The sequence below is a fragment of the Acinetobacter sp. I-MWF genome (genome assembly GCF_025433935.1).
GTDB lineage: Bacteria > Pseudomonadota > Gammaproteobacteria > Pseudomonadales > Moraxellaceae > Acinetobacter > Acinetobacter guillouiae.
Genome location: NZ_JAMBAR010000001.1, coordinates 1,112,521 through 1,133,042, shown reverse-complemented (window position 1 = coordinate 1,133,042; position 20,522 = coordinate 1,112,521). Strand labels below are relative to the sequence as shown.

General features: G+C 35.2%; 18 protein-coding genes and 2 pseudogenes. 5 read left to right on the top strand and 15 right to left on the bottom strand.

From position 1 onward, the window contains the following. Window positions 1–205 precede the first annotated feature (205 nt). From M2R48_RS05440 to M2R48_RS05400, 9 genes are all read right to left on the bottom strand, one after another. Window positions 206–547, bottom strand: coding sequence for a hypothetical protein (locus M2R48_RS05440; protein ID WP_262085336.1), 342 nt, complete (start codon window positions 545–547; stop codon window positions 206–208). A 226-nt stretch (window positions 548–773) separates the two neighbouring features. Then, window positions 774–1,238 (bottom strand): SMI1/KNR4 family protein, encoded by a 465-nt coding sequence (locus M2R48_RS05435; protein WP_262085335.1) that lies wholly within the window; start codon window positions 1,236–1,238, stop codon window positions 774–776. A 1-nt stretch (window position 1,239) separates the two neighbouring features. Continuing rightward, window positions 1,240–2,208, bottom strand: coding sequence for an HNH endonuclease (locus tag M2R48_RS05430; protein WP_262085334.1), 969 nt, complete (start codon window positions 2,206–2,208; stop codon window positions 1,240–1,242). 52 nt (window positions 2,209–2,260) lie between these two features. Beyond that, the gene (locus M2R48_RS05425) at window positions 2,261–3,292 is read right to left on the bottom strand and encodes a DUF932 domain-containing protein (RefSeq protein WP_262085332.1); all 1,032 of its coding nucleotides are present in this window, start codon (window positions 3,290–3,292) and stop codon (window positions 2,261–2,263) included. Between the two features lie 87 nt (window positions 3,293–3,379). Next, window positions 3,380–3,670 carry a hypothetical protein gene (locus tag M2R48_RS05420; protein ID WP_262087450.1) on the bottom strand — a complete coding sequence of 97 codons (291 nt, stop codon included), beginning with the start codon at window positions 3,668–3,670 and terminating at the stop codon, window positions 3,380–3,382. 102 nt (window positions 3,671–3,772) lie between these two features. Then, the gene (locus tag M2R48_RS05415) at window positions 3,773–4,105 is read right to left on the bottom strand and encodes a hypothetical protein (RefSeq protein WP_262085331.1); all 333 of its coding nucleotides are present in this window, start codon (window positions 4,103–4,105) and stop codon (window positions 3,773–3,775) included. Between the two features lie 68 nt (window positions 4,106–4,173). Continuing rightward, window positions 4,174–4,842 carry a hypothetical protein gene (locus M2R48_RS05410; RefSeq protein WP_262085330.1) on the bottom strand — a complete coding sequence of 223 codons (669 nt, stop codon included), beginning with the start codon at window positions 4,840–4,842 and terminating at the stop codon, window positions 4,174–4,176. 21 nt (window positions 4,843–4,863) lie between these two features. After that, window positions 4,864–5,013, bottom strand: coding sequence for a hypothetical protein (locus M2R48_RS05405; RefSeq protein ID WP_262085329.1), 150 nt, complete (start codon window positions 5,011–5,013; stop codon window positions 4,864–4,866). A gap of 12 nt (window positions 5,014–5,025) precedes the next feature. Then, a complete protein-coding gene (locus M2R48_RS05400; protein WP_262085328.1) occupies window positions 5,026–5,283 on the bottom strand; it encodes a hypothetical protein in 258 nt (85 codons plus the stop codon). A 696-nt stretch (window positions 5,284–5,979) separates the two neighbouring features. On the opposite strand from M2R48_RS05400, the gene M2R48_RS05395 reads away from it, so the two are divergent. Next, on the top strand, window positions 5,980–6,300 hold the full coding sequence (locus M2R48_RS05395) for a pyrimidine/purine nucleoside phosphorylase (protein WP_262085327.1): 321 nt from the start codon (window positions 5,980–5,982) through the stop codon (window positions 6,298–6,300). Window positions 6,301–6,313: 13 nt separating this feature from the next. On the opposite strand, the gene M2R48_RS05390 is transcribed toward M2R48_RS05395, so the two are convergent. Further along, window positions 6,314–7,153 carry a hypothetical protein gene (locus M2R48_RS05390; protein ID WP_262085325.1) on the bottom strand — a complete coding sequence of 280 codons (840 nt, stop codon included), beginning with the start codon at window positions 7,151–7,153 and terminating at the stop codon, window positions 6,314–6,316. Between the two features lie 919 nt (window positions 7,154–8,072). Between M2R48_RS05390 and M2R48_RS05385 the strand changes: the two genes are divergently transcribed. The 3 genes from M2R48_RS05385 (at window position 8,073) to M2R48_RS05375 (ending at window position 10,657) form a co-directional block, all read left to right on the top strand. Then, the gene (locus M2R48_RS05385; protein ID WP_262085324.1) at window positions 8,073–9,284 is read left to right on the top strand and encodes an inovirus Gp2 family protein; all 1,212 of its coding nucleotides are present in this window, start codon (window positions 8,073–8,075) and stop codon (window positions 9,282–9,284) included. Beyond that, the gene (locus tag M2R48_RS05380) at window positions 9,284–10,327 is read left to right on the top strand and encodes a hypothetical protein (RefSeq protein ID WP_262085323.1); all 1,044 of its coding nucleotides are present in this window, start codon (window positions 9,284–9,286) and stop codon (window positions 10,325–10,327) included. Before M2R48_RS05385 ends, M2R48_RS05380 begins: the two co-directional genes overlap by 1 nt. A 78-nt stretch (window positions 10,328–10,405) precedes the next feature. Continuing rightward, window positions 10,406–10,657, top strand: coding sequence for a helix-turn-helix transcriptional regulator (locus M2R48_RS05375; protein WP_262085322.1), 252 nt, complete (start codon window positions 10,406–10,408; stop codon window positions 10,655–10,657). A 164-nt stretch (window positions 10,658–10,821) separates the two neighbouring features. Here M2R48_RS05375 and M2R48_RS05370 read toward each other — a convergent pair whose 3' ends face one another. The 5 genes and pseudogenes from M2R48_RS05370 to M2R48_RS05350 all read right to left on the bottom strand — a co-directional run bounded on the left by M2R48_RS05370 (window position 10,822) and on the right by M2R48_RS05350 (window position 19,545). Next, a complete protein-coding gene (locus M2R48_RS05370; RefSeq protein WP_315972838.1) occupies window positions 10,822–14,988 on the bottom strand; it encodes a hypothetical protein in 4,167 nt (1,388 codons plus the stop codon). Between the two features lie 594 nt (window positions 14,989–15,582). Next, a complete protein-coding gene (locus M2R48_RS05365) occupies window positions 15,583–16,563 on the bottom strand; it encodes a hypothetical protein (protein ID WP_262085321.1) in 981 nt (326 codons plus the stop codon). Between the two features lie 655 nt (window positions 16,564–17,218). Further along, window positions 17,219–18,030 (bottom strand): annotated as a pseudogene (locus M2R48_RS05360) (DUF935 family protein); the annotation flags it as partial. A gap of 76 nt (window positions 18,031–18,106) precedes the next feature. Next, complete coding sequence (locus M2R48_RS05355) at window positions 18,107–18,583, bottom strand: hypothetical protein (RefSeq protein ID WP_262085320.1); 477 nt, start codon at window positions 18,581–18,583, stop codon at window positions 18,107–18,109. 171 nt (window positions 18,584–18,754) lie between these two features. After that, window positions 18,755–19,545, bottom strand: a pseudogene (locus M2R48_RS05350) (DNA adenine methylase). 179 nt (window positions 19,546–19,724) lie between these two features. On the opposite strand from M2R48_RS05350, the gene M2R48_RS05345 reads away from it, so the two are divergent. Continuing rightward, window positions 19,725–20,492 (top strand): hypothetical protein, encoded by a 768-nt coding sequence (locus M2R48_RS05345; RefSeq protein ID WP_262085319.1) that lies wholly within the window; start codon window positions 19,725–19,727, stop codon window positions 20,490–20,492. Window positions 20,493–20,522: the final 30 nt, after the last annotated feature.

Sequence of the window (20,522 nt, the reverse complement as noted above, 5' to 3'; positions counted from 1 at the left end):
CGAGATATTTCATACACAAATTATGCTTGAAAAGCAGAAATTTTACAGGATGAATAATGAACAAAAATATGAGCGTTTTTTGATTTATGAAAGAGGTTTAATGTATAAACTCTTGATTTAATGTTTACCAAATTCTAAATCTATCCACTTAATTTCCGAAAATTAACTTTTAAAAAAACCTCTAAAATTTTAGAGGTTTTTAACATTAATCATTAAAATCATCCATACATGACTGTATTTCATAAATAAACTGCGTTTTAGCTTTACCTTGCTCATCTACAGTTAATATAAACTTTCTCCAATCACCACCTGTATGTGATTGCATTTCATCATGAAGTTTCTTACTTAAATTTTCTAAAGTTGAAAAACCAAAGTCCTGTATACTAGCTAAATAACTCTGATTATCTTTGCAATAATCTAAGTGAAAATTTGCCCATCCCTCTTCAGGATTGAACTTATATTCAAAAATGAATGAATCATAATTCACGATACTATTGATATCTATATATTTAACAATATCATTTAAAATTTCAATCTGCTTGTTCATTTTATACCTCCACTAGCTTTATTCTCAAACATTACAAGATCTAGCTTTTTACCATCTATAACAAACTCTACGAAAACTTTGTCTAGTCTTAATGAGTTAGAATAATTTTTTATAAATTTAAATATTTATTATTTATCATCTTTAAATTAATTTTTATATTTTATTTCTCTACAGATTCAAATATGAGAGCTGTTAAGCGAATAACAGCCCTTTTTATTAATATCCACTACTCATGCAACAATTTTAAAAAATCATCAAAACTATCTGCTATTTTTATAACACGCATTTTATCATCGCCTTTTGCATCTTTAATATATTCATCATGATACATGATAACTATTGATGGATTATCAGTGGTTGGATTTTGGCGATAGTCAAAGGCTATATAATCCCCCCCCCCGTTTAGTCCAAAAGTTACAATATTTTCATATCCATAAATATCAAAATCCTGAAAATCATCTATATTTGTTGAAGAAACATTGCCGAAACAACAAAAACTGACACTGGATTCCTCAAAGTTTCCTTCTAGATCCGTATAATTGAAAGAATTATTTAAAAATTTAACACCATTATGTTTGGATAATAACTTCACAAAACTATTAGGTAAACTAATTTTCATCTTACGTTCAAAGTGATTAATTAGTTTTAAATCAGTATGCCCAAAATCATACTGAATACTCAAGTCATCCATATTATTTTCCACCGCTCAAAGCACCTTCACCGATATGATTAATTGCATTATGAATCTTTTCAGGCAACAACTGGAAGTTATTTGGAGCAGCTTGTGAATTGTGATGCCAAGTATAACCTTCAATTTTATCTGATCCTTTATAGATATCAGATAGTTGTGTACTTGTAAATTGATTACGATTAATCGTTCCTGATTCTATTTTAGATTTTAAATCTAAAGTAGCTAATTCCATTTCCTTTTTTCGCCGAGCTCTATTAGACATAGACTCGTAGCCAATAGGTTTTTCTATTTTTGTTGTATATTTTGCATAATCATCAAAAACAGGAAGCTTTCTATCATCGTATGCAGCATTTGCAAATTTGACTTCCCCAGTTAATGGATCTTTGTATTCAACTTTTACCGCTTTATTTCCATATGAGTCATATATAACTTCGATTCCTTTATCAATATTAGAATTCACACGCTGAATTGGATCATTTGCAACTGTAGTAGATTTAACATTATCAGTTCCATATGCAGCTTCTAAATCCGCACGTTGTCCTTGAGGATCATAAAAACCTTGAGGATTTTGAGGCTGATCATAACCCGCAGCCATAGTCGCCCCAATAACTTCAGATTTTCCTACACCTCCATTTGCATCAGGCTTTCCAGTCATGGTAGTTGCTCCACCATTGACATCTGGTGTCCCAGCTACAGTAGCTGGTTTTGGTGTTAAATGATCATCGACGCTTTTAACGACTTCTTGCAAGGCTTTACCCGTTTCAGTAGTCGCTTTCTTCCCAACTGCACCTATACCAGCACCACCTATCAACTCACCATATATTTGGGCTTCAAGTCTCGCTTTCTCATAGTCATCTTGTTGCATCTGGTGTATTTCATCCACTGTCCTCACCTGCACATCCTGAATGGGGTAAAGTAAAACCACTAAATCCCCAATCTTAAATTTGTACTCAATGCTGTCATCTGTCATCAAATTCTCAGCGTGATGGCGATATTGTTTAAATAAAATCTAGATATCTGTTTTAAGCAATCATCCTTAAGGCTTGTTCTAGCCCTCGTTGCTTTAAGCCTGCACCTGCACCAAACCATGCTGAGTCCAGACGATGATCTTGGCTCATGGCTCGACGTTCATGGTCAGCAAATTCCGTGATACTGCATAACAGACCGTAGGCAGTATCTTTGGCTGAGGATAGCTCTGCCCCTCGTCCATGCCCATTAAACATGGTCATGACTTTTGACATGGCTCGTCCATTCGGTTCAGTTTTATTGGCATCTGCGCTATTGGCAACTTGTCTGTAATATTGAATAAAACGTTCATCTTGTTCAGCGATACTCAGACTACTGTTATTAAACACGGCATCGAAATATACAGCTGCTTCTTGTTGAGTGACTTTTCGTTGACTCAGCTGTTTCATTTGATACATATGTTCATCCCATGCCCGTACAGAAATACTCAACTGTTGTTTGATCTTGTCTGCATCGAACTTGGTACTGTGTGGAACTTTGACCACACCTCGACATGCATCTTGACCTTTTAGTGCAATGGCTAAGGTGTTATTACACACCACACGAATTGAAGTAAATTGTGCAGTCGTGGCGAGCGTACCATCACAAGCCGTGGCTAAGAGAATATAACCATTGCTGACATCTTTACCTTTTAGTGCAGTACTTTGCCCTGTTCTCGCCAATGCCCAGAATTTCTTACCACCTTTGAGGACGCCTGCTGTTTCTAATTCAAAGCCGGATTGCTCAGTGAGGTCACGATAGAATTCTAAAATTTGTTTAGGCTGGACTTCTTGATAACGCTGACTGACCACCGATAAAGGTGCATGAGTATCTGATCGATATAGAACCCGTTGCTCATCGTGAGGAAGAATAAGATTTTGCCCTTTATGATTTTCTGCCATATAACTGACATTGGAACTTTCAATCTGCCAGTCCATACCAGCTTGTTTTGCCCAGACTTCCATGGGTTGATTTGGGCTAAGTTGATTACCTAAACCATGCCAAGGGGTTTGACCAACATAAGCCATTTGTTCAAGTTGATGTGCCATAATGTTTTTCCTTCATTTAAAGTGAATAATGAATTGAATCAATTCAATGTGAATATTTCAGAGTGAGATTGTTGTTGGCTGTTAGATTCATTCAGTGTGTTGAATTTCGAAGTGTTCCTGACATTGTTCACACTGGTAATGTAGGGTGATCAAATTGTCTTGCTGTTGGATGTAAAGTAAAAACATCCCTCCCGCGGCTAAACCAATAAAACCACCAACAAAGGGATTAATCCCCAGCCGTTTAGAGATTTGCATACCTACTGTCGCTAGGGACATAGGTGAACAGGATGAGAAAGTTAAATGGGGCTTGGGTTGTGATTGTTGACTTTGCCTGAGTAATTGCACATGCGGTGAATGGCAATAGGGGCATTGCTGCATGGTGTTTTTTCCTTGATTCATGAAGAAATAGACATAAAAAAACCACGAGCATCAGCTCGTGGTTTTTAGGGTTGATTTGATTTAGATTTAAACGTGTATAGCTTATCGATTGACTTTAGGTACAGCCAAAGCAGATGGACTTCTACATGGTCGGATATTCTGGATATATTGCCCATCCCCAGTATCTTTAAAGAATCCATATTGAGACTGGATTTCTAAACATTGTCCTTTTTTATAGGGCTTGATTTGATTGGCAACTGTTGCAGAAAGTGCATAACGATTAAGGATCACCTCACCTTTGGTGGTCGGAAAAATGACCGCTTCTTCACCAAATCCTAGATCTTTTTTTAAAGTGATTTGCTCTGTCTTTGCCATTACTGCTGTTGTTAAAAATAAGCTGATTAAAGCACAGCTGATGATTTTGAGATTTTTCATCGTGATATTCCTATTTCTAAATAGATATAAAGGTGTTTTAAAATTCAATTTCTAAAAAATCAAATTGTTTAAAAACAAGGTTGGTAGCCTTCACTTAAAACCTGATTGTTGCTTTGGTTCCAACTCACCACATACCAGGTACATTGATAACGATCTGAGTCCCATGCTGCATGATAAGTAATGTTGTTACCCTGCTGACTCCAACCTTCAACACGCTTAGCCACCTGATCTGGGCTAGATCGTCCCCAAACATCGATGAGATGTAATGCTAACATCTGATCAATACTTGAAACGGTTGCCTTAAGATCGGCTGGTGCAGTTTTGATTGGCTTTAAACCGTACTTTGCAGCATTCGAACTTAAGGTTTTTCCTTCATGATATTCAGAATCGATTTGCATGGTTAAATGCTCAGTCGCTGAGTTTTGCGAGGCTTTGGCCTCTTCCACTGCTGCGACCGCACCAGCAACGTCATCTTCACTAGGGCCTAAATGCTTAGTTTGTGTTGTTGCATCTTCAGGTAAAGCTTGTTCGGCGGGTTCAGATGAAGCTTGGGTCACATCAGCAGTTTGAGTTTTTTGGGCTTTGGTCTGTTCTATAGCCAGTTGCGCTAACTGTAGCTCTGCTTTACGTTGTAGATGTTGGTTCAATAGATAAGCACCGATTATGACCAAAACCAACAATACGCTGATGATTTTCCAGTAGGGTTTTGTCGCAATTGCTTGTGTTGTATTTGTCATTGTTATGCTTCTTGATAAGTTTTAAGAAAATAGCCATTCTAAAAAAGTAAAAGGCCAGACGAAGGCTCTGCCCAATAGATAGGCTTTGGAATAGCCCGCAGGTAAAGTCCAGATCAATTTGAACCAATAGCCCAACATGATCAGCAGATAAGTGATCATTAGATTTCTCATGTTTAACCCCTCCTAGTTCAATTCAGACATACAGGCTAAACCTGCTTGTTGTACTTGATCTTCCCAATCTTCAGGAAATTGCATGGGGTTCTTGATCTGCTTAAGTCGATCTTCACCATAATGTTGTTCTACATTGTTATAACTACATGAACAGAAACTACGATTGCCACCAAAGTTACGGCAGCCATCCTTAAATTCTGATTCAAAAGCACTGCTACAGGCGGTCAACAATACGCTGCCTGACAATGAAAAAATGAGTTTTAATTTCATTCTATCCTCCCATATATACTTGTGTTTTTAATGCCTGCGCTTAGAGCGTTGTGGCTTCAATGAGGTAATGTATATTTGAAATTTCTTTATTTGAGATTGGATTTAAATCAATCATTTTTTTAATAATGCACAGACGTGACTTATTCTGGGCAGTAGCCAAGTTCATGATTTATATTGATCGTCATCAAGTTTTTTAGAAAAATCAGCGAAAGAGGCTATGTGCTGGAATCAAACACAAGCAAATATTGAGATGAAAAAAAGAAATTTATAATTGAATTAGTAAGCATAGCGAACTCCTTTATCTATCGGAATTCTGCCAAAGCATTTTAGATTTATGGTGGCAGAACGAGAAAGGGTTCGCGGACTGGTCTTAGGGCCAGCACACCCGAAGGTGTCCCCCTCCCGTTCCACCGTAGAGAGGGGGCACGAGGGGCTGAGTACTAAAAGTAAAACTTTAATACTCCTAAGAATGGTCCGCGACGACCAACTGGCAATGTAGGCCAGCACGCAAAGAATAATCTGCGCGATTTAGCGTGTCAATATGTACAGATATAGATTGGTTACTCTACACGCCACAATGAAAGTGCAGATCAACTTTAAACTGTTTTAAATTTTACTAGTTTTAAAATATTGAAATGAGTGAATGCTATTTATTAAAATAGGCTCAATCGATTATAAAAATTTAGGAAGTAATCTGTGACAGAGCAATTTGATTTTATTTCAGTAAAAAAGAAAGCCAATGTCCATTTTAATGGCGCATCGATCAGCCATGTTATTGTTTTAAAAGATGGAACTAAAAAAACTTTAGGTGTAATTCTTCCATCCGAAAACCCCCTAACATTTAAGACTCATCTTACTAAACGTATTGAAATCATCGCTGGAGAATGTAGTGTGCAAATTGGTCATAAGCCTGACATAAAAATCTATAAATCTGGTGAGTCTTTTCAAATCCTAGCCCTTAGTCAATTTAAAATCCAAACCAATACAATCGTGGATTATATCAGTCATTTTAAATGACAAATAACCTAATTTATATTTTTTGCTTTTCCTCAACCACTTGATCATGAAGAATTTTCTGCTTCCTAAGATTTCTCGCTAATATTTCATCAAGGTAGTCATCTGATTTAAGCAAAAAAATACCTGAAAATTCAGAATATAATTTTTTATTTTTTAAAGCTTTAGTCCATTTATGTAAATCAGACTTAAACATTTCAACTCTTTTCTTAGACGATGCAGGTCGTCTTATAGGAAAAGCTGGAGACTTTGATATTTGAAACTTTTTAATGGCTTGTTCTTCTTCTTCAATTTTTCTCTTTATTTCAGTTATTCTTTCTAAAGCATAATGATCATCAAATTCTTTAAAGGCAAGCTCAACCCTATCTATCACATGTTCAACTGCCTGTTTAGTATTTTTAAACTTACCATGTACTTTAACTTCTTGTCTTAAGATTTCGTAAAAAATTTCATATTTTCTATTTAGATAATTAGACTTACGCTTATTGATTCCCTTTATCCCCTTCACTCGTTCTATAAAAACACTGGGTAATCCATATAATTCACTAAAGGCATCACTATATTGATTTAATAATAATTTTAATGTTCCAACCTCTTGATCTGAGTCAGTTGTTTTATCTATATTCTCTTGCAATTGATGAAGTGTATTCATTATTTCAGCTAATAGAATGCTATTGGTACATATTGCATATTTAGTAGCCTCCACTCCTTTACTCAACTTTTCTAAAATCTCTCGCTTTTCAATCTCAGTATAAATTTCCTGATCTACTCCAACACCAAAGCAATAAAATGCCTGAACATAGAGATGACGTTCTAATTGATTCAGTTCCTCTATGCTTGGAATAACTCTATCCACTTAAACACCTCATTCAAAGTTAGTACCCACAGCCAAATAAATAGCTTTTTTCAATTAATTTTCAATATCTTAATATAGAATTATCCTTGTGTAATAAAACACTCATCACATTTAGTATATTTATAATCTGACACATTTCAAACCTACGTCAATATTTTTGTAAACTCATACTTATCTACCATGAACAACATCAAATCACTGCCCATTTAGATTGTATGTAAATAAAAATATTCTTCATCTTTTTTATAATATTTATCTATTATAAATCAACAATAAAAATATGACGCTAGCCAAATTTTAATAGATTTTGCTAAAAGAAACATCAGTATTTTATCGCGGTATACTTGTGATCATAAGCTACATGCTCTTCATGATGATCTGCTGTGGAGAACTGATACTTGGACCTTCTAATCCCCGATCATCAAAAAGACACTTTTTATCTAAATGGAGTTACTAACTATTGAAGTGATCAATGCAACATATGAGTGAAAGCAAAATGGATATCCATATGGATTTTCGATTTATTGATATTTGAGAGTTCGGGTTATTATTCTAATTAGTAATATTTATATAAGTGTAATTAGTAATATTTATATAAGTGTATTATTAATAATATTTATATTTAATTAGAGAAAGAATTGAGTCAGTGAGATTCCAGTCGACCAGACTCATTCTTAATTTATTTATCTATCTTATGAATGAGTGATTCACGCAAATGAACTCAAACATTGTAGATTATATAAACTAGCCCAATCTCGCTAGAAAATCAATGACGCATTTATATGAATCGCGTCTAGTATTTTCTCGTACCCAATAACTCGAATCGTTGGATGTCCTCTTAAATTAATCGCGATTGAAGATTTTTGAAATCATCAATGCAGGCACTCTATTGCCTAAATTTCTGTTTAGAGGAAATTATATGAACCATCCCGTTAACCCGCTTTCTAAAGCCCTCTCAAGTGCAGGGTGTTTTGAGCTAGCAGATCATGAATTACTTGATGAGCGTGAGGTAGACTTATTCGAGCTTATGTCCTTCGATAATGTAGCCTGTCCTCTGAGGACGCCAGATGATCATCAATACTCTTCGATGATTGCTATTGCTCGCCTAGCGATCGATTGCGCTGAAAACGCAACGCCTGCAATTGTACTTCAGAAGAAAAAGACTGCTAAAGGTGAAGTTGTCACTCATCAATTTTCACTTTGGTTTGAAGCACATCAAAGCTCCTTTGATCAAGGTATGCTATTTGAGTCAGGACATTTTAAAGTGGGAAGTGAGATTTTCAGTTTTATCGCAGCTAGAACCGCTTATCCAGACACACCATTGTTGCAGTTCCTACCGCCTCTTGGTGTACCTTTAGAGCCTTATCATATCGAAATGATTCAACAGCTCAATCAATTCATCAATCGTATTCGAGAAAATATGTTGGGTTCTGAGACTAAAAGTGAGCTCAGAAAGCGTAGAAAGTCCTGCCGTAAGAATTACCGTAGCTGTATTAAATGGCTGGGTAAATATTTAAATACCTACAGCAAAGTGCTGGTGCTTCGTTTAGACCTCTACTATAAATTTGATATTTCCGAACTCATCAATACCTCTCCAGACTTTAATGGCTCTAGGCACAATGCACATTGCCTCATGACCATTAAAGCAGATGTAGAACGGTTGCTTGGTGATTTCCGTTCTGATCCTGTGCTGAAAGAAATCATTGGATATTGCCTGAAATTTGAGCATGGGTCGTACAAGGGGCAGCATGTGCATTGTATCCTTCTACTGGATGGGCACGTTCATCAAAAAGACGTGAAGTGGGCTGAGGATATCGGTCAACATTGGGTCAAGTTAACCAATGGCAGAGGTTCTTATCATAATTGCAATCGGAACAGTTCAGATTATAAATATCCTTGTACAGGAAAGATCTCTTATGACGATCATGAGAAAATTCATAATTTGTGTCGTTGTTTGGCCTATTTAACGAAGGCTGATCAATATTTTCTTTTTGGACCACTCGCCTGCTTTCGCACCATCCAAAAAAGTGTAGCTCCTAAAGAACAATCAGGGCTTGGTAGACCACGGGAGAAAAAGTGTGCATCCCTAACTTTTGATTCTGTCAAAAAGTTTTATAAGGGGAAGTGCTAATGGATAAATTCGAATTATTTTATGCCGAGCACTTCCTATCGACACTGAATCCACAACACCTACCTATGCCTGGCTCTTTATCCTTGGCAACACCCCATCAAGCTACACTGAGTGAGATTGATGCCCTAGGAGCAGAGATGGTAAGCAAAAAATCTAGCAAGATTTTCAAAGTGATGCGAAGTTTTGGTGATGCCCCGAATTTGCAATTACTTCCTTTTGGGCTCAGATTCTGTGCCGTCCTGAACGGAATGAAATCAAACCCATATACTCTTGGCACAGTTCCCTGTATTCAACTTGCTCCAAAGATTCAATTGCAAAAGGATCTTATAGAACAGCATCAGTTGCCGATGATCGATCATTTACATCCCAACTTTGAAGTTGCTGTTGATATGTATATGGCGCATTACAAAATGCTTACTTTGACTCAGAAACATAAAAGTCTAGAAAATGCTTGGACACGAGAGCAAAGAAAAGGACATTGGCTTTATGAAGACTTCATGACCAAGCTGTTGGGAATGGCACGCTCTTTTGATGTTTATCGTATGACTTTAATCAATGATGTTAGCAAAATTAGTCATGAGGATCTAAACAGAACTTATTTGCTATTTGATCATCATATTCAAGAGATCGTTGCAGTTGCTCATAACACTAAAAAGGCAAATATTCTGGCTATTGTTGGTAAATGGGAAGCCACTAATTTTCAACAGGTGAATCTTAACTTATTTTTATTTGTTGCCAGAAAAACAAGTGATTTCATTCCTTTTGAAGAAACCATAATTTATCAAAGTCTAAATCAATTCATCGACCAGACTGGATTTATTCATTCGGCATGGGCCTCCCTACCAAATGTGATGACGCCAATTTTTTACAACGTCAATCAAATCAATATTGGTAAACGGCTTCAGATTTTGAAGGCTTATTTTATTGGTACAGACCACTATGTTCGGATTTTTGATAGCAAACCTTCTTTTGAGGTGTTCTTTCGAGCCGAAGAGCCATTTATATACAGCAATACCCCAGCAGACAAAGGATCACCCGAATAACTTGATACCGTCGAGAAGGCAATAAATCTCAGCGGTATCTGTATCAGCAAAGAATGCTGATTGAATAGGTACAAAGATATGATTGAAAAGCGCTATCGTGTAAAAGACTTAGTCAACTATCCTGAGCGCCCAGCAAAGGATTACATTGATCGTAGTGGTCGCCATCGTCGATTATCGTATAAACCAGCAGCAAAGGGTTTGTTGAATATCGCAGAATCGACCTTTTGGAAGATGATCCGCCGTGGTGACTTCCCAGAACCGACCTATTTAACTGCAAGTATGCCCACTTGGGCTGAAAGCCAAATCATTGAATGGCTTGAACGGAAATAGATTAAAGCAACATAAACTGAAATAGCCTGTCTTGTGACAGGTTATTAAAGGCCTACCTTATTTGTGGTCAATCGTTTATCAATATCTATTTCTTAGGCAATTAGCGATAAATGTGATCTGGCACACTTAACACGCTGCTGTTCTCTCTACATCAACACAAAATATTATGTAGCCGAAACTGATTTCCGCTTATTCAGGTCAATGACCACAACCTTAATAGAATCTATACCTCCCCACTCTTGAGCTATGCTATACCAATAATTTTGAAGTGTTTGTTCTAGTTGATTTAAGCTTACGTTCTTTCCATTAATATCCCACGTTTTATTGGTTTTTTGGGAAACTAGTAAAAATATACCGCACCCTGCACTAACCTCCCGCAGATAATCCCCAACTAACTGATTTCTTAATCGCTCACAAAGATTTTTACCACTCCAACTTTTATCAAGAATTTTCAACTCTATAGGTACAGGACTTCTTACATTTGAGTTTTCTAATCGAATATCTGTACGTTGACTATTTGCCAATTCATTTTCTTGTGTAATCGTATATTTATTTTGAGCGTTGCCTCTTAAATGACCAGCAATTAAATTCCTCATCTCTGTTTCTTGCTCAGCTCTTTGCCATGTTTGCCATGGACTGTCATCCCCATTTTCTAGCCAATCTTTAAGCTCATTTATTCTTAGTATTGCTAGGTTGAAGAGTTCTTTATGGTTTTTTGGATATATTTCAGATGAGAATTCAAACTGTAAAATTTGTTCTTCACTCCAAGGCTCTATATCACCACATGATAAAGCAATACTATAGGATGTTTTACATAGCCAAATTTGGCGCTCTTCACTAGTATGTTCATCTATTAAGCCTTTAATTGCATAGTAACTCTCTGCGCAAGGCGTTTCTCTTAAATATTTAAAAAGTAGATCTCTGGCATCTTGTGCCTTATCCCTAAGTCCAGGGGAGTAAACTTCCATTCCAGCTCTATGTATGTCTTCCTTAAGTTTTATAAATTGATGCATCAATATATAAAGAGCCGTTAAATGCTTGACCTTTTTGATCTCATCCTGTCCAGCCTTACCATTAATAGAATTTCGGCCTCCTATCAGATGGCAAATAAATACTTGTGCTGCGTATGTAGCATCAATAGAATTTAACTGTTCAATCCATTCAGTAAAAAGAGGTATTCCTTCTTCAGGATCGCTATCTATCAATAGGGAAAACCACCACGCTTTATCCCCATTTTTTTTGCTTTCAGTAACTTTCTGTTGAGCTAATTTATAATAACTATCTTTTTTGATATCAGAATTTAATAATATATTTAACGCATATTTATTCGTATCACGATGTAAATCTTTGCTATTACTACTTAACCACTGAAAAATTGGAAGAGCTAAATCTGCATGTAGCCATGGCGCATGATAAAAAAGGTCATGTAAGATATAGCTATAGTATTGCTCAGCATCTGAGATAGAAGTCTCAAGTTCCCAAATAACCTCACTCATAATTTTATCAATAACGCTTTTAGGATCGATTTTATGCAGTTTTTCAAGCCAAATTGGAAATCCATTCAATTGCCAAGTGGTATATCGAAGTGCATGCTTAATCTCATCTTTATTTAACTCAGTAAATAGATCTTCATTTTCATTAAATTCAATTTCTAAACCAGCTAATCCCAAAATTACAGCATAAGAAGTACTGTTCTTTAATAAATTCTCTTCAGAATGTACTTGGGGCTTATAAATTTTCCAAAACTTAACAGCAGCATCACGATATGTCTTTGCTACAACTTCTCCGAAATCAGGAATTAAAAGTTCCCAATGTGAAAAATTTTCATGGTTGTCTGAAATTTTTCCTGATGCAAACTCTCGCATTAGCCAATAATGATTCTTTGTTAGTTCACCCTCCAAAAAATTAAGTGAATTAACTAATTGATTTGGATCTTTTTGTAACGATACAATCCATTTGAGCCTATCTTCCTCGTGTTTTAACATTTCCTTTTTGTATTCTAATTTCCTATGCTCTTCCTTTTTTTCATGCTGGATTTGAGTTTCGGTGAGTACAGGAGAGATTAAATCCTCTAATTGATTAGATAAAAACTCATAGTTTTTGCATGCATTACTAATTTTTCTAAATAAACAAAATTTTTCATTTTCAGAAGAATAAATAGCAAATGCTCGATTAAGAACAATTAATTTATCATCCATCAACTCTTTTGAATCTATATAATTTAATAACCTGTCGATACTACTTACATCAAATTTCCAAAAGTGTCCAAAATAACCTACAGACCAATCATTTGTTAGCGTTTCTTGCTTTTTTTCCCAATGATATTGCCTTGCCAATTTTATAGTTCGCCAATAGAGAGCATCATTTAACTCCTCCCACAAAGGAATTAATCCCCTTAGTTTTTTTCCTTCTTCTTTATTGTAACGTTCGGTATAACCATAGGTATCCATAGCTCCTGCATTTATCAAAATATCAATTACTATAGTTTTCAAGACTAATGGATTACGACTTTCTACCCATTTTTCAATAATTCGAAAGGCTATTTTTAATAGCCACGCGTATTTCTTAGAAATTTGACACAGTTTTTTCTCATAATAAGGCTCTACAGCGAATAACTCTGCAATCCCCTCTAAAAGTTGATAAGACAATTCATCATTACACTTTTCTGCAAACTTCTCTAGAGCTGAATCTAAACCACTATATTCATATTTTTCAGATTCTTTGGAATGTCTTATTGATATTAACAATAGTTTAATTAATTCTTGATCCGGATCAACATCGCTGATCAGTTCAGTAATAAGTTTTTTATTTAATATCTCATCGTTTTCATTTATTTTTGTCCAAAGTTCAATTTTTTCGTATTTAGTGGCACAAGACATGATTGCTCTGATGGAGACTTGTCGTGAATACATATTTCGGCTGAGATCTAAAGCAATAGGTTTTAATAGTGGAATACAACTTTTTAGATGACCTTGCCAGACCATTCTGCTAAGAAAAAAAATTACATCATCATTTTCAAAGTAGGTTTGAATGAGTGAATGAACATCACTTTCTAAATCTTTTGTTGTAATTTTTGCAATAGAATCATTGTCTCTAATTGAGCGATCATCCAAATTTTTTGAAATTCGTTTTATAAATTTATTAAAAATTTGTCTTTTGATACTTAAAGTTAACTTGGATGGATCTCCATTTTCGAATGTGATTTCAGGTTGAATATCCAATAAACTTTGACAAATCTTTTCATCATGTAAAATTAGCCAAGGTAATATACTTCGAAGTGCTGGCGTAACAATCTTTTCGCCAAATTGTTCACGAAAGAAAAGACTTTCTACTGCTAGACGATTATCACTTTTCAATAATTTCGCGAACCAACCTGCTGCAAGAAACTCACGAATATCACGATGCCTAAATCTTACAGCATCATAAATAATGTCATTAAAAATACCTGATTCTAATAATCTACATATCTCGCTTTCGGTCCATTCAGGTAGAATATTTGATGCTGATATACTTTCCTTATGTTGCTTAGATTGGGGAACTCTGATATTTGCTAAATGTGTCAACATCACTGCTGCCGCAAGACGTTGTGCACCTTCAAAAAGCTTTGAAAAAGGTACAGAAGCTAATTTTCTATCTTGTGTATGTGAATCTTTAAGACGTTGTTCAATATTATATTGAATAAGTTCTGAACGTGATCCTAATGCTCCTTGATTATTCCACTTTTCAATAATATTATCTAAATCAAAGGGTCTTTCAGCTAAATTCAGAAGATCAAATCTCTTAATTTCACCTACTAAATTAGCAATATTAGATACAGAACGGCATTGACAGAAATGATATAAATCATGTTCATCTAATGGACACAGAATAAGAACCTTTAGTGAGCTTTTCTTTTGATCACTTTGTAATCCTAGAAATAATTCTATATTTAAAAAATCCTCATCCTCTTTATATCTCCAACTATATGGTCTACTAGATATATAAATATGAGCTCTATGAGATGCTGACTGAATTTTTTTTGCAAATTTTTTTATTGCTTTGTGAAATTTACGCGGATCATCCAATCTTGCTTCATCGACCGAATCTAAAAAAAACCATGCTTCATCAGTAGAAGATAACCAAGACTCAAAAGAGTTTTCATCACCCACTTCAAATGATTCTATGAATTCACTATCAATATCTTCAATTCGAATAAAAAAAGAAAATTTACCCTCTCTTTTAAGGTTTTGAGCACATTCTTCAAATTCTTTAGTTTTACCTGCTCCAGCTTCAGCTAAAATTACGCATCGGTATTCAGATACTAAGCTCTTCCATGTTAGTCCTGTATCCATTCCCAAACTCAAGGAATAATCTGTATTTATTGAATTAGAGTCTGAGCCTGTGGAGAGTTCGGAAAATTTCCGATTAAGTTGGATATACTTCATCATAGTAAAGAATTTTTGATTTATATAGTTATCAATATCATATAGTTAATTCTATATCAAATATTGACTTTAAAGTGCTAAATCTAATACCGCCTTTTTATAAGCTGCTTATGTTAACCGAACAAAAACTTTCTCACCATCAGGTTGTGTAATAAGGCCGACTTTGAGACAAATCTCATCTAATAAATTAGCAATATGTTCAAAAAGGGTAAAATCATAATTTTTATTATCCATACTAATATAGATATTTTCCAAGATGATGAGGTCTAACTTTTGAAAATAAGGGAAAAACCAACTTTCTTTTAGAAGCGCAAAATAGGGAAACTCTCAATATTTAAATTTTGCCCTCTAAGAATTCCTATTACATAGCTTGAAAATTTCATAAGATCTGAACATAAAGTAAATGTAGTCTCCATTGATGCGCGCCGAGATAATTTAACAATTATTTTGAGATAATTAGGACTAAAAATCATTTCAGCCTGTGAAATGATTTTTCAATATTTAAGGGGTTATTAGATATCCAAAACAAACTAAACCAACTTGTCCACCAATGAGCCAATTACCAATTTTCTCAACGTTTTCGTGATTATTCCACCATCGTAATGATTGGGCACTAAATGGGATATATTCAATGGTTAGAACAATACCAGTTGACAAAATTACGAAGGCATTTTCGATTGCTGGATTGACTCTATAATAGCAATTCGGTTGAGCTGTTATTTTTGCAACGTTATTATAAAAATAGCTTCTAACGTAATATTCAGGATTTAAACTTATTATACTTTTAGAGGCATTAAGTACGATGGTTAGCTCACAACCACCTCTCATGTATGACATCCCATTTATTGCCGCAAACTCTAAATCAACTCGTCTTGATTGTAGCGTGGCATAAGGTATAAAACCTTCTGATAAAACCCCTACATGTTCTGCTTTAACCCACTCAATATCATTTGAGCCGTTACTCAAGATCTGAGCTTGTAATTTCCCCAACATTACTCCGAGCGAATCGGTTGCAGCAATAACAGAATTTGATCCTTCTGCATAAGCAGTGTGAACAACTTCAAATATCTTATTCTGACCTGTCAAACTGCTAAAGAAACCACTCAAGGCAACAGGAGCAACGTCTGTACTTTGAAGGGCTGTATCAGCCTTAGCGCCTTGGGCTGCAGTTGCTGCACCTATCTTTTGTGCAGTTATTTCGCTAATCAGTTGCTGTGCTGTGCCAAATTTTTCTGCACCTATATTCATACGAGCATTTTGTTTTTGAATTTCAGTTAAAGCTTGTGTTGCAACATCAAAACGAATTCGATTTGCTACAGATTGATTTAAGCCTTCAATTAATCCACTGTTATTCTGCAAGGCTGATGCAAGTTCATAAATTGTGTCTAGCGATTCAGGTGCAGAGCCAACTAAGTTTGCTATTTGTTGCTGTACATAAGATTGATCTGCTTTCGTATTTAAAAGTAATGTAAGTTGAGCCATTGCGTGGATATCAGCTTTGCTTAAAATTGCTAACCGATTTAGTTCTACTTGGTCTTGAGTAAATTCAAAGTCATTTATGTCTACTTTTTGTAGATAAATTAAGCTAGTTTATTTCTGTAAGTGCTTTGACTTGTTTTATCTCAATTGATAGCTGTTCTTTAACAGTAATTGATTACAACATGACCTATTTTTGAATTTACCGAACGAACGGGTGCATTCACTGTGCCAGTATTACTAATTAGAACATTACCAAAATGCATATCTAATATCACATCAGGTTTTTGAATCTTTTCCTGAATTGGCAGCGGACTATTTGTCCAAAAAACTCTAAGACCAATATTGTTCATGTGATACTCGCTTCAATCAAAAATTGAATGGTTTGAGAATGGCGAATTTGACTGTTTAAATCTAATTTAATATCTAGTTGTGCTGAACCAGCTTTCCAACTTTGTGTAAGAGCTGGTGCAACTTCTAATAGAATGAATCCTGCATTTTTAACTTGATCAAGATCAATAGTGACAATTGGCTCTGCAATGACTTGTTTTGATGAATTAATAATTTTGGCAGTTAGTAATGCATTATCAGGAATGGCAAAACCTTTACCCGTTTGCTTATCATAAAATTGAATTGGAACAGCAAAGCTATCGCCAATTTTAATCGTCATCCCATTCGGAATAATGCTGCCTGCATTCCGTCCGATCATCATGATCGCACGTAGCAATGTCATTTTTTCTTGATCTTTTGCACCCGCTGGATATTTACCGATTTTATTTGGCAAACCATAAGTCTCTAAAAACTCCATGACATCACGGATGTCATAATTTTTAAACAGAAACGGCCACGATAAAACGCTATGTTATCCCGAACGGGCAATATAGCCAGATTTGGCTTTATGGCGATATACAACCCAGCCAAAATCCAAAAAATCTGCGCCTTCAGTTGTGCCATCATCTAAACGCAAAACTTTCGGCTAGTTATTTGGTGTTAAAAAATGGCGAGGTAAAACATGATTAAAACTCTTAGGAATCCATATTTTGCCAAGTCGTTGTCAAATGATTTCTTGTGCACTAAAACCATGACCTACAGCATCCAACGCATCGAATAAAAACATTTCAAAGTCTTTAATGTCATCAAGCCACTCATTGACTTCAACTGCAATTTTACGCTCGACATCATTGGCATTGCGGGGCGGGACGACAGACCACGATAATCCATTGACACTTTTTTTCGTTTATCCATCTCACTGAAGATATGACCGTCTTGCTCTTCCATGTCACTAAACAAATCAGCTTGAGCTTGAAGATTGCCTTATTCTGCGCCTGTGAGTAGCTGGTGTAAACGTTGTGGTGTCATGCCTACAACGGGATGGGCTTGCCACTGATTTGTCAGCCAAGTGACTTCAGCAGTTTGAGTGGTTTCAAGTGCCGTTAAATCAGGTTTTTCAGAATTTGAGTTTTTCTTAGCCATGAGATGCAAATACAAAGTGGATTTTGCATCATCATGGGTTTATTTATTTGATATGATCAGGCGGAAGTCTTTCCATTCAATTACGTTGTGTAATTTCTCTATTTCTTTTTTTATCAATGCTATCTTTAGCTAAAGAGAAAAAAGCCGCTTCTGCAATACAACAAAATCCAATTAACCAAAAACTGATTAATTGATTTGTATAGCCTGCAACACAAATATGAATAATTGGATAAGAGATAAGTACACCCCCTCCAAGTCTTAAAAGGTTAATTCCTATATCAAATAAGCCATTAGATATTTTATTAAATAGTAATTTAGCATTGTGATTAAAAAAATAGTTAAATATCCAAAGGAAAACGCCAATCACTGAAAGTATTCCAATATTTATCAAATTTATTGGTTTAAATTGATCATCAATGCCATCAAACAAACGTATGAGGCCTTTTTCACCATCCACCAAGTAACTCAATGTCATAATGATCAAGCTACTAAGTACACTGAGAATTATTTCAATCACAAAATAAAGTGGATATTTTTTTAAATCTAATTTCATTTTAAACCTATTTCAACTTATTAGTTTAACATTTATCTATTATTCTTTTTATTGAGGCAAGCACAGAGCGACATCACCAGTCGTATTCCTTATTTTTTTGCGATTTAAGCCCATTTCCATCCAACCATGCTTCATTGTTGCAGAATCTGACTTAAACCACAGAAAAGGCTTTTATAAATCTATAAAAGCCACCGCTTTGTAATTTGTTATGATTAATTCCTGTTTTTGTTCCTGGCCAGGGCCAAAATTACCTACAGTGTAATTAATTTTTGTGGTACTGATTTTGAGACCAGCAAACGCATCTCGAATGTCGGGATGATCATTGATTGACAACATGACTTTGCTTTGACAGGTTTTCATTAATTTAGCCATCTTTAATTAATGATCCCATCCAAACTCAACACCATAGCCAGCCAATTTCCAATAAGGTGGATCAGCATACATAAAACTATGAGGTCGGTCATACTTCAACAAACATTCATCCCAACTTAGTTTTCAACCGTAACACCTGAGAGCCTGTAATATGCTTCGGTCAATTGATCTTCAATACGCATAAAACTGGGTTGCTTTGCTGTAGTTGCTGTACCAAATGACTGACCTGAATTTTTAGCTCCAAATGCTGTATGCTGAAGATAATAAAACCGCGCTGCACGTTGAATATCTGTCATTAAATCTGTACTGGCTACTTTCAACCATTCAAACATCTGACGGCTAACAATTGCCCATTTGAATTAACGTATAAATTCTTCAAGATGGTGTTGCACAACCCTATATAAATTCACCAACTCGCCATTTACATCATTAATAATCTCTACTTTTGAGGGTTGCTCACGCATAAAAAACAGTGCTGCACCACCAGCAAATAGCTCTACATAGCATTGGTGTTCAGGCATTTTTTGAATCAGTTGCAACACAAGACTACGTTTTCCATCCATCCAAGGAACAATTGGTTTGGTTTTCATTATTTCACCTACTGCAAAAGCTTTTCATTTTCTGATAGCCTCTATTCATCCTGTACAGGGTAACGAAGTTTTGCCTGCGGTAGTACAATTACCAAAGGGGCGAATTTTGCTCTAACAAGGTTCGTCGCCTCGTTTTATTATTTATTTTTATAACTTTCTAATAAGACGGAAATGATTCCATGTCAGAACCTAATCAAGAAAACGAAAATCCACCTTTCTACAAAGAATGGGCTTTTTGGTTTGTTGCAATTTACCTATTATTTATAGTCATTTATACAGGTTTTTTTATTTGTAGTGATGGTGAAAACTTTATGTTGTCATCAAATGAACTTGGTGATTTTTTAGCAGGAACATTTGCACCACTCGCTTTTTTATTTTTATACCTAGGTTATAAACAACAAGGTGTTGAGCTTAAACAGAATACTAAAGCATTAATAATGCAAGCGGAAGAGTTGCGTATTTCAAATGACACACTGAAGCAACAGGTTGATGAGATGCAGAAATCTGTACAAGCCCAGCAAAATATGTTTTCACTTGCTGAGAAACAGTTTGAAAGTGTACTTCAAGAGAAGGCGTATTTAGCATACCCACGATTAAGTTTAAGCGGCTCTGATCTTCGAAAAAATCTAAATAACTCATCTATCACAAACTACTTTCTTCTAGAATTTAGAAACTTAAACGTCCCAATTAAAAATATTACAATAATATCACCAGTATGGAATATCTTAAAAAATACCTATGAAACTCGCCATATTTTAAATATCAGTGATATGAGCTCTTCTGAAGTAACTCAAGTAAAATTCTATACTCTACCTAATCAAAGTGATGCAATATTTAGTAATGAGATTATAAAAATTGAGTTTAGTGATTTAGAAAATAATAAATATTGCTTTTCTTATAATTTAGAAGACAATGATCCATTTGTTATTTTCAAAAAAATTGAATAATACGTACTTAATACCTTTGAATATTTATGA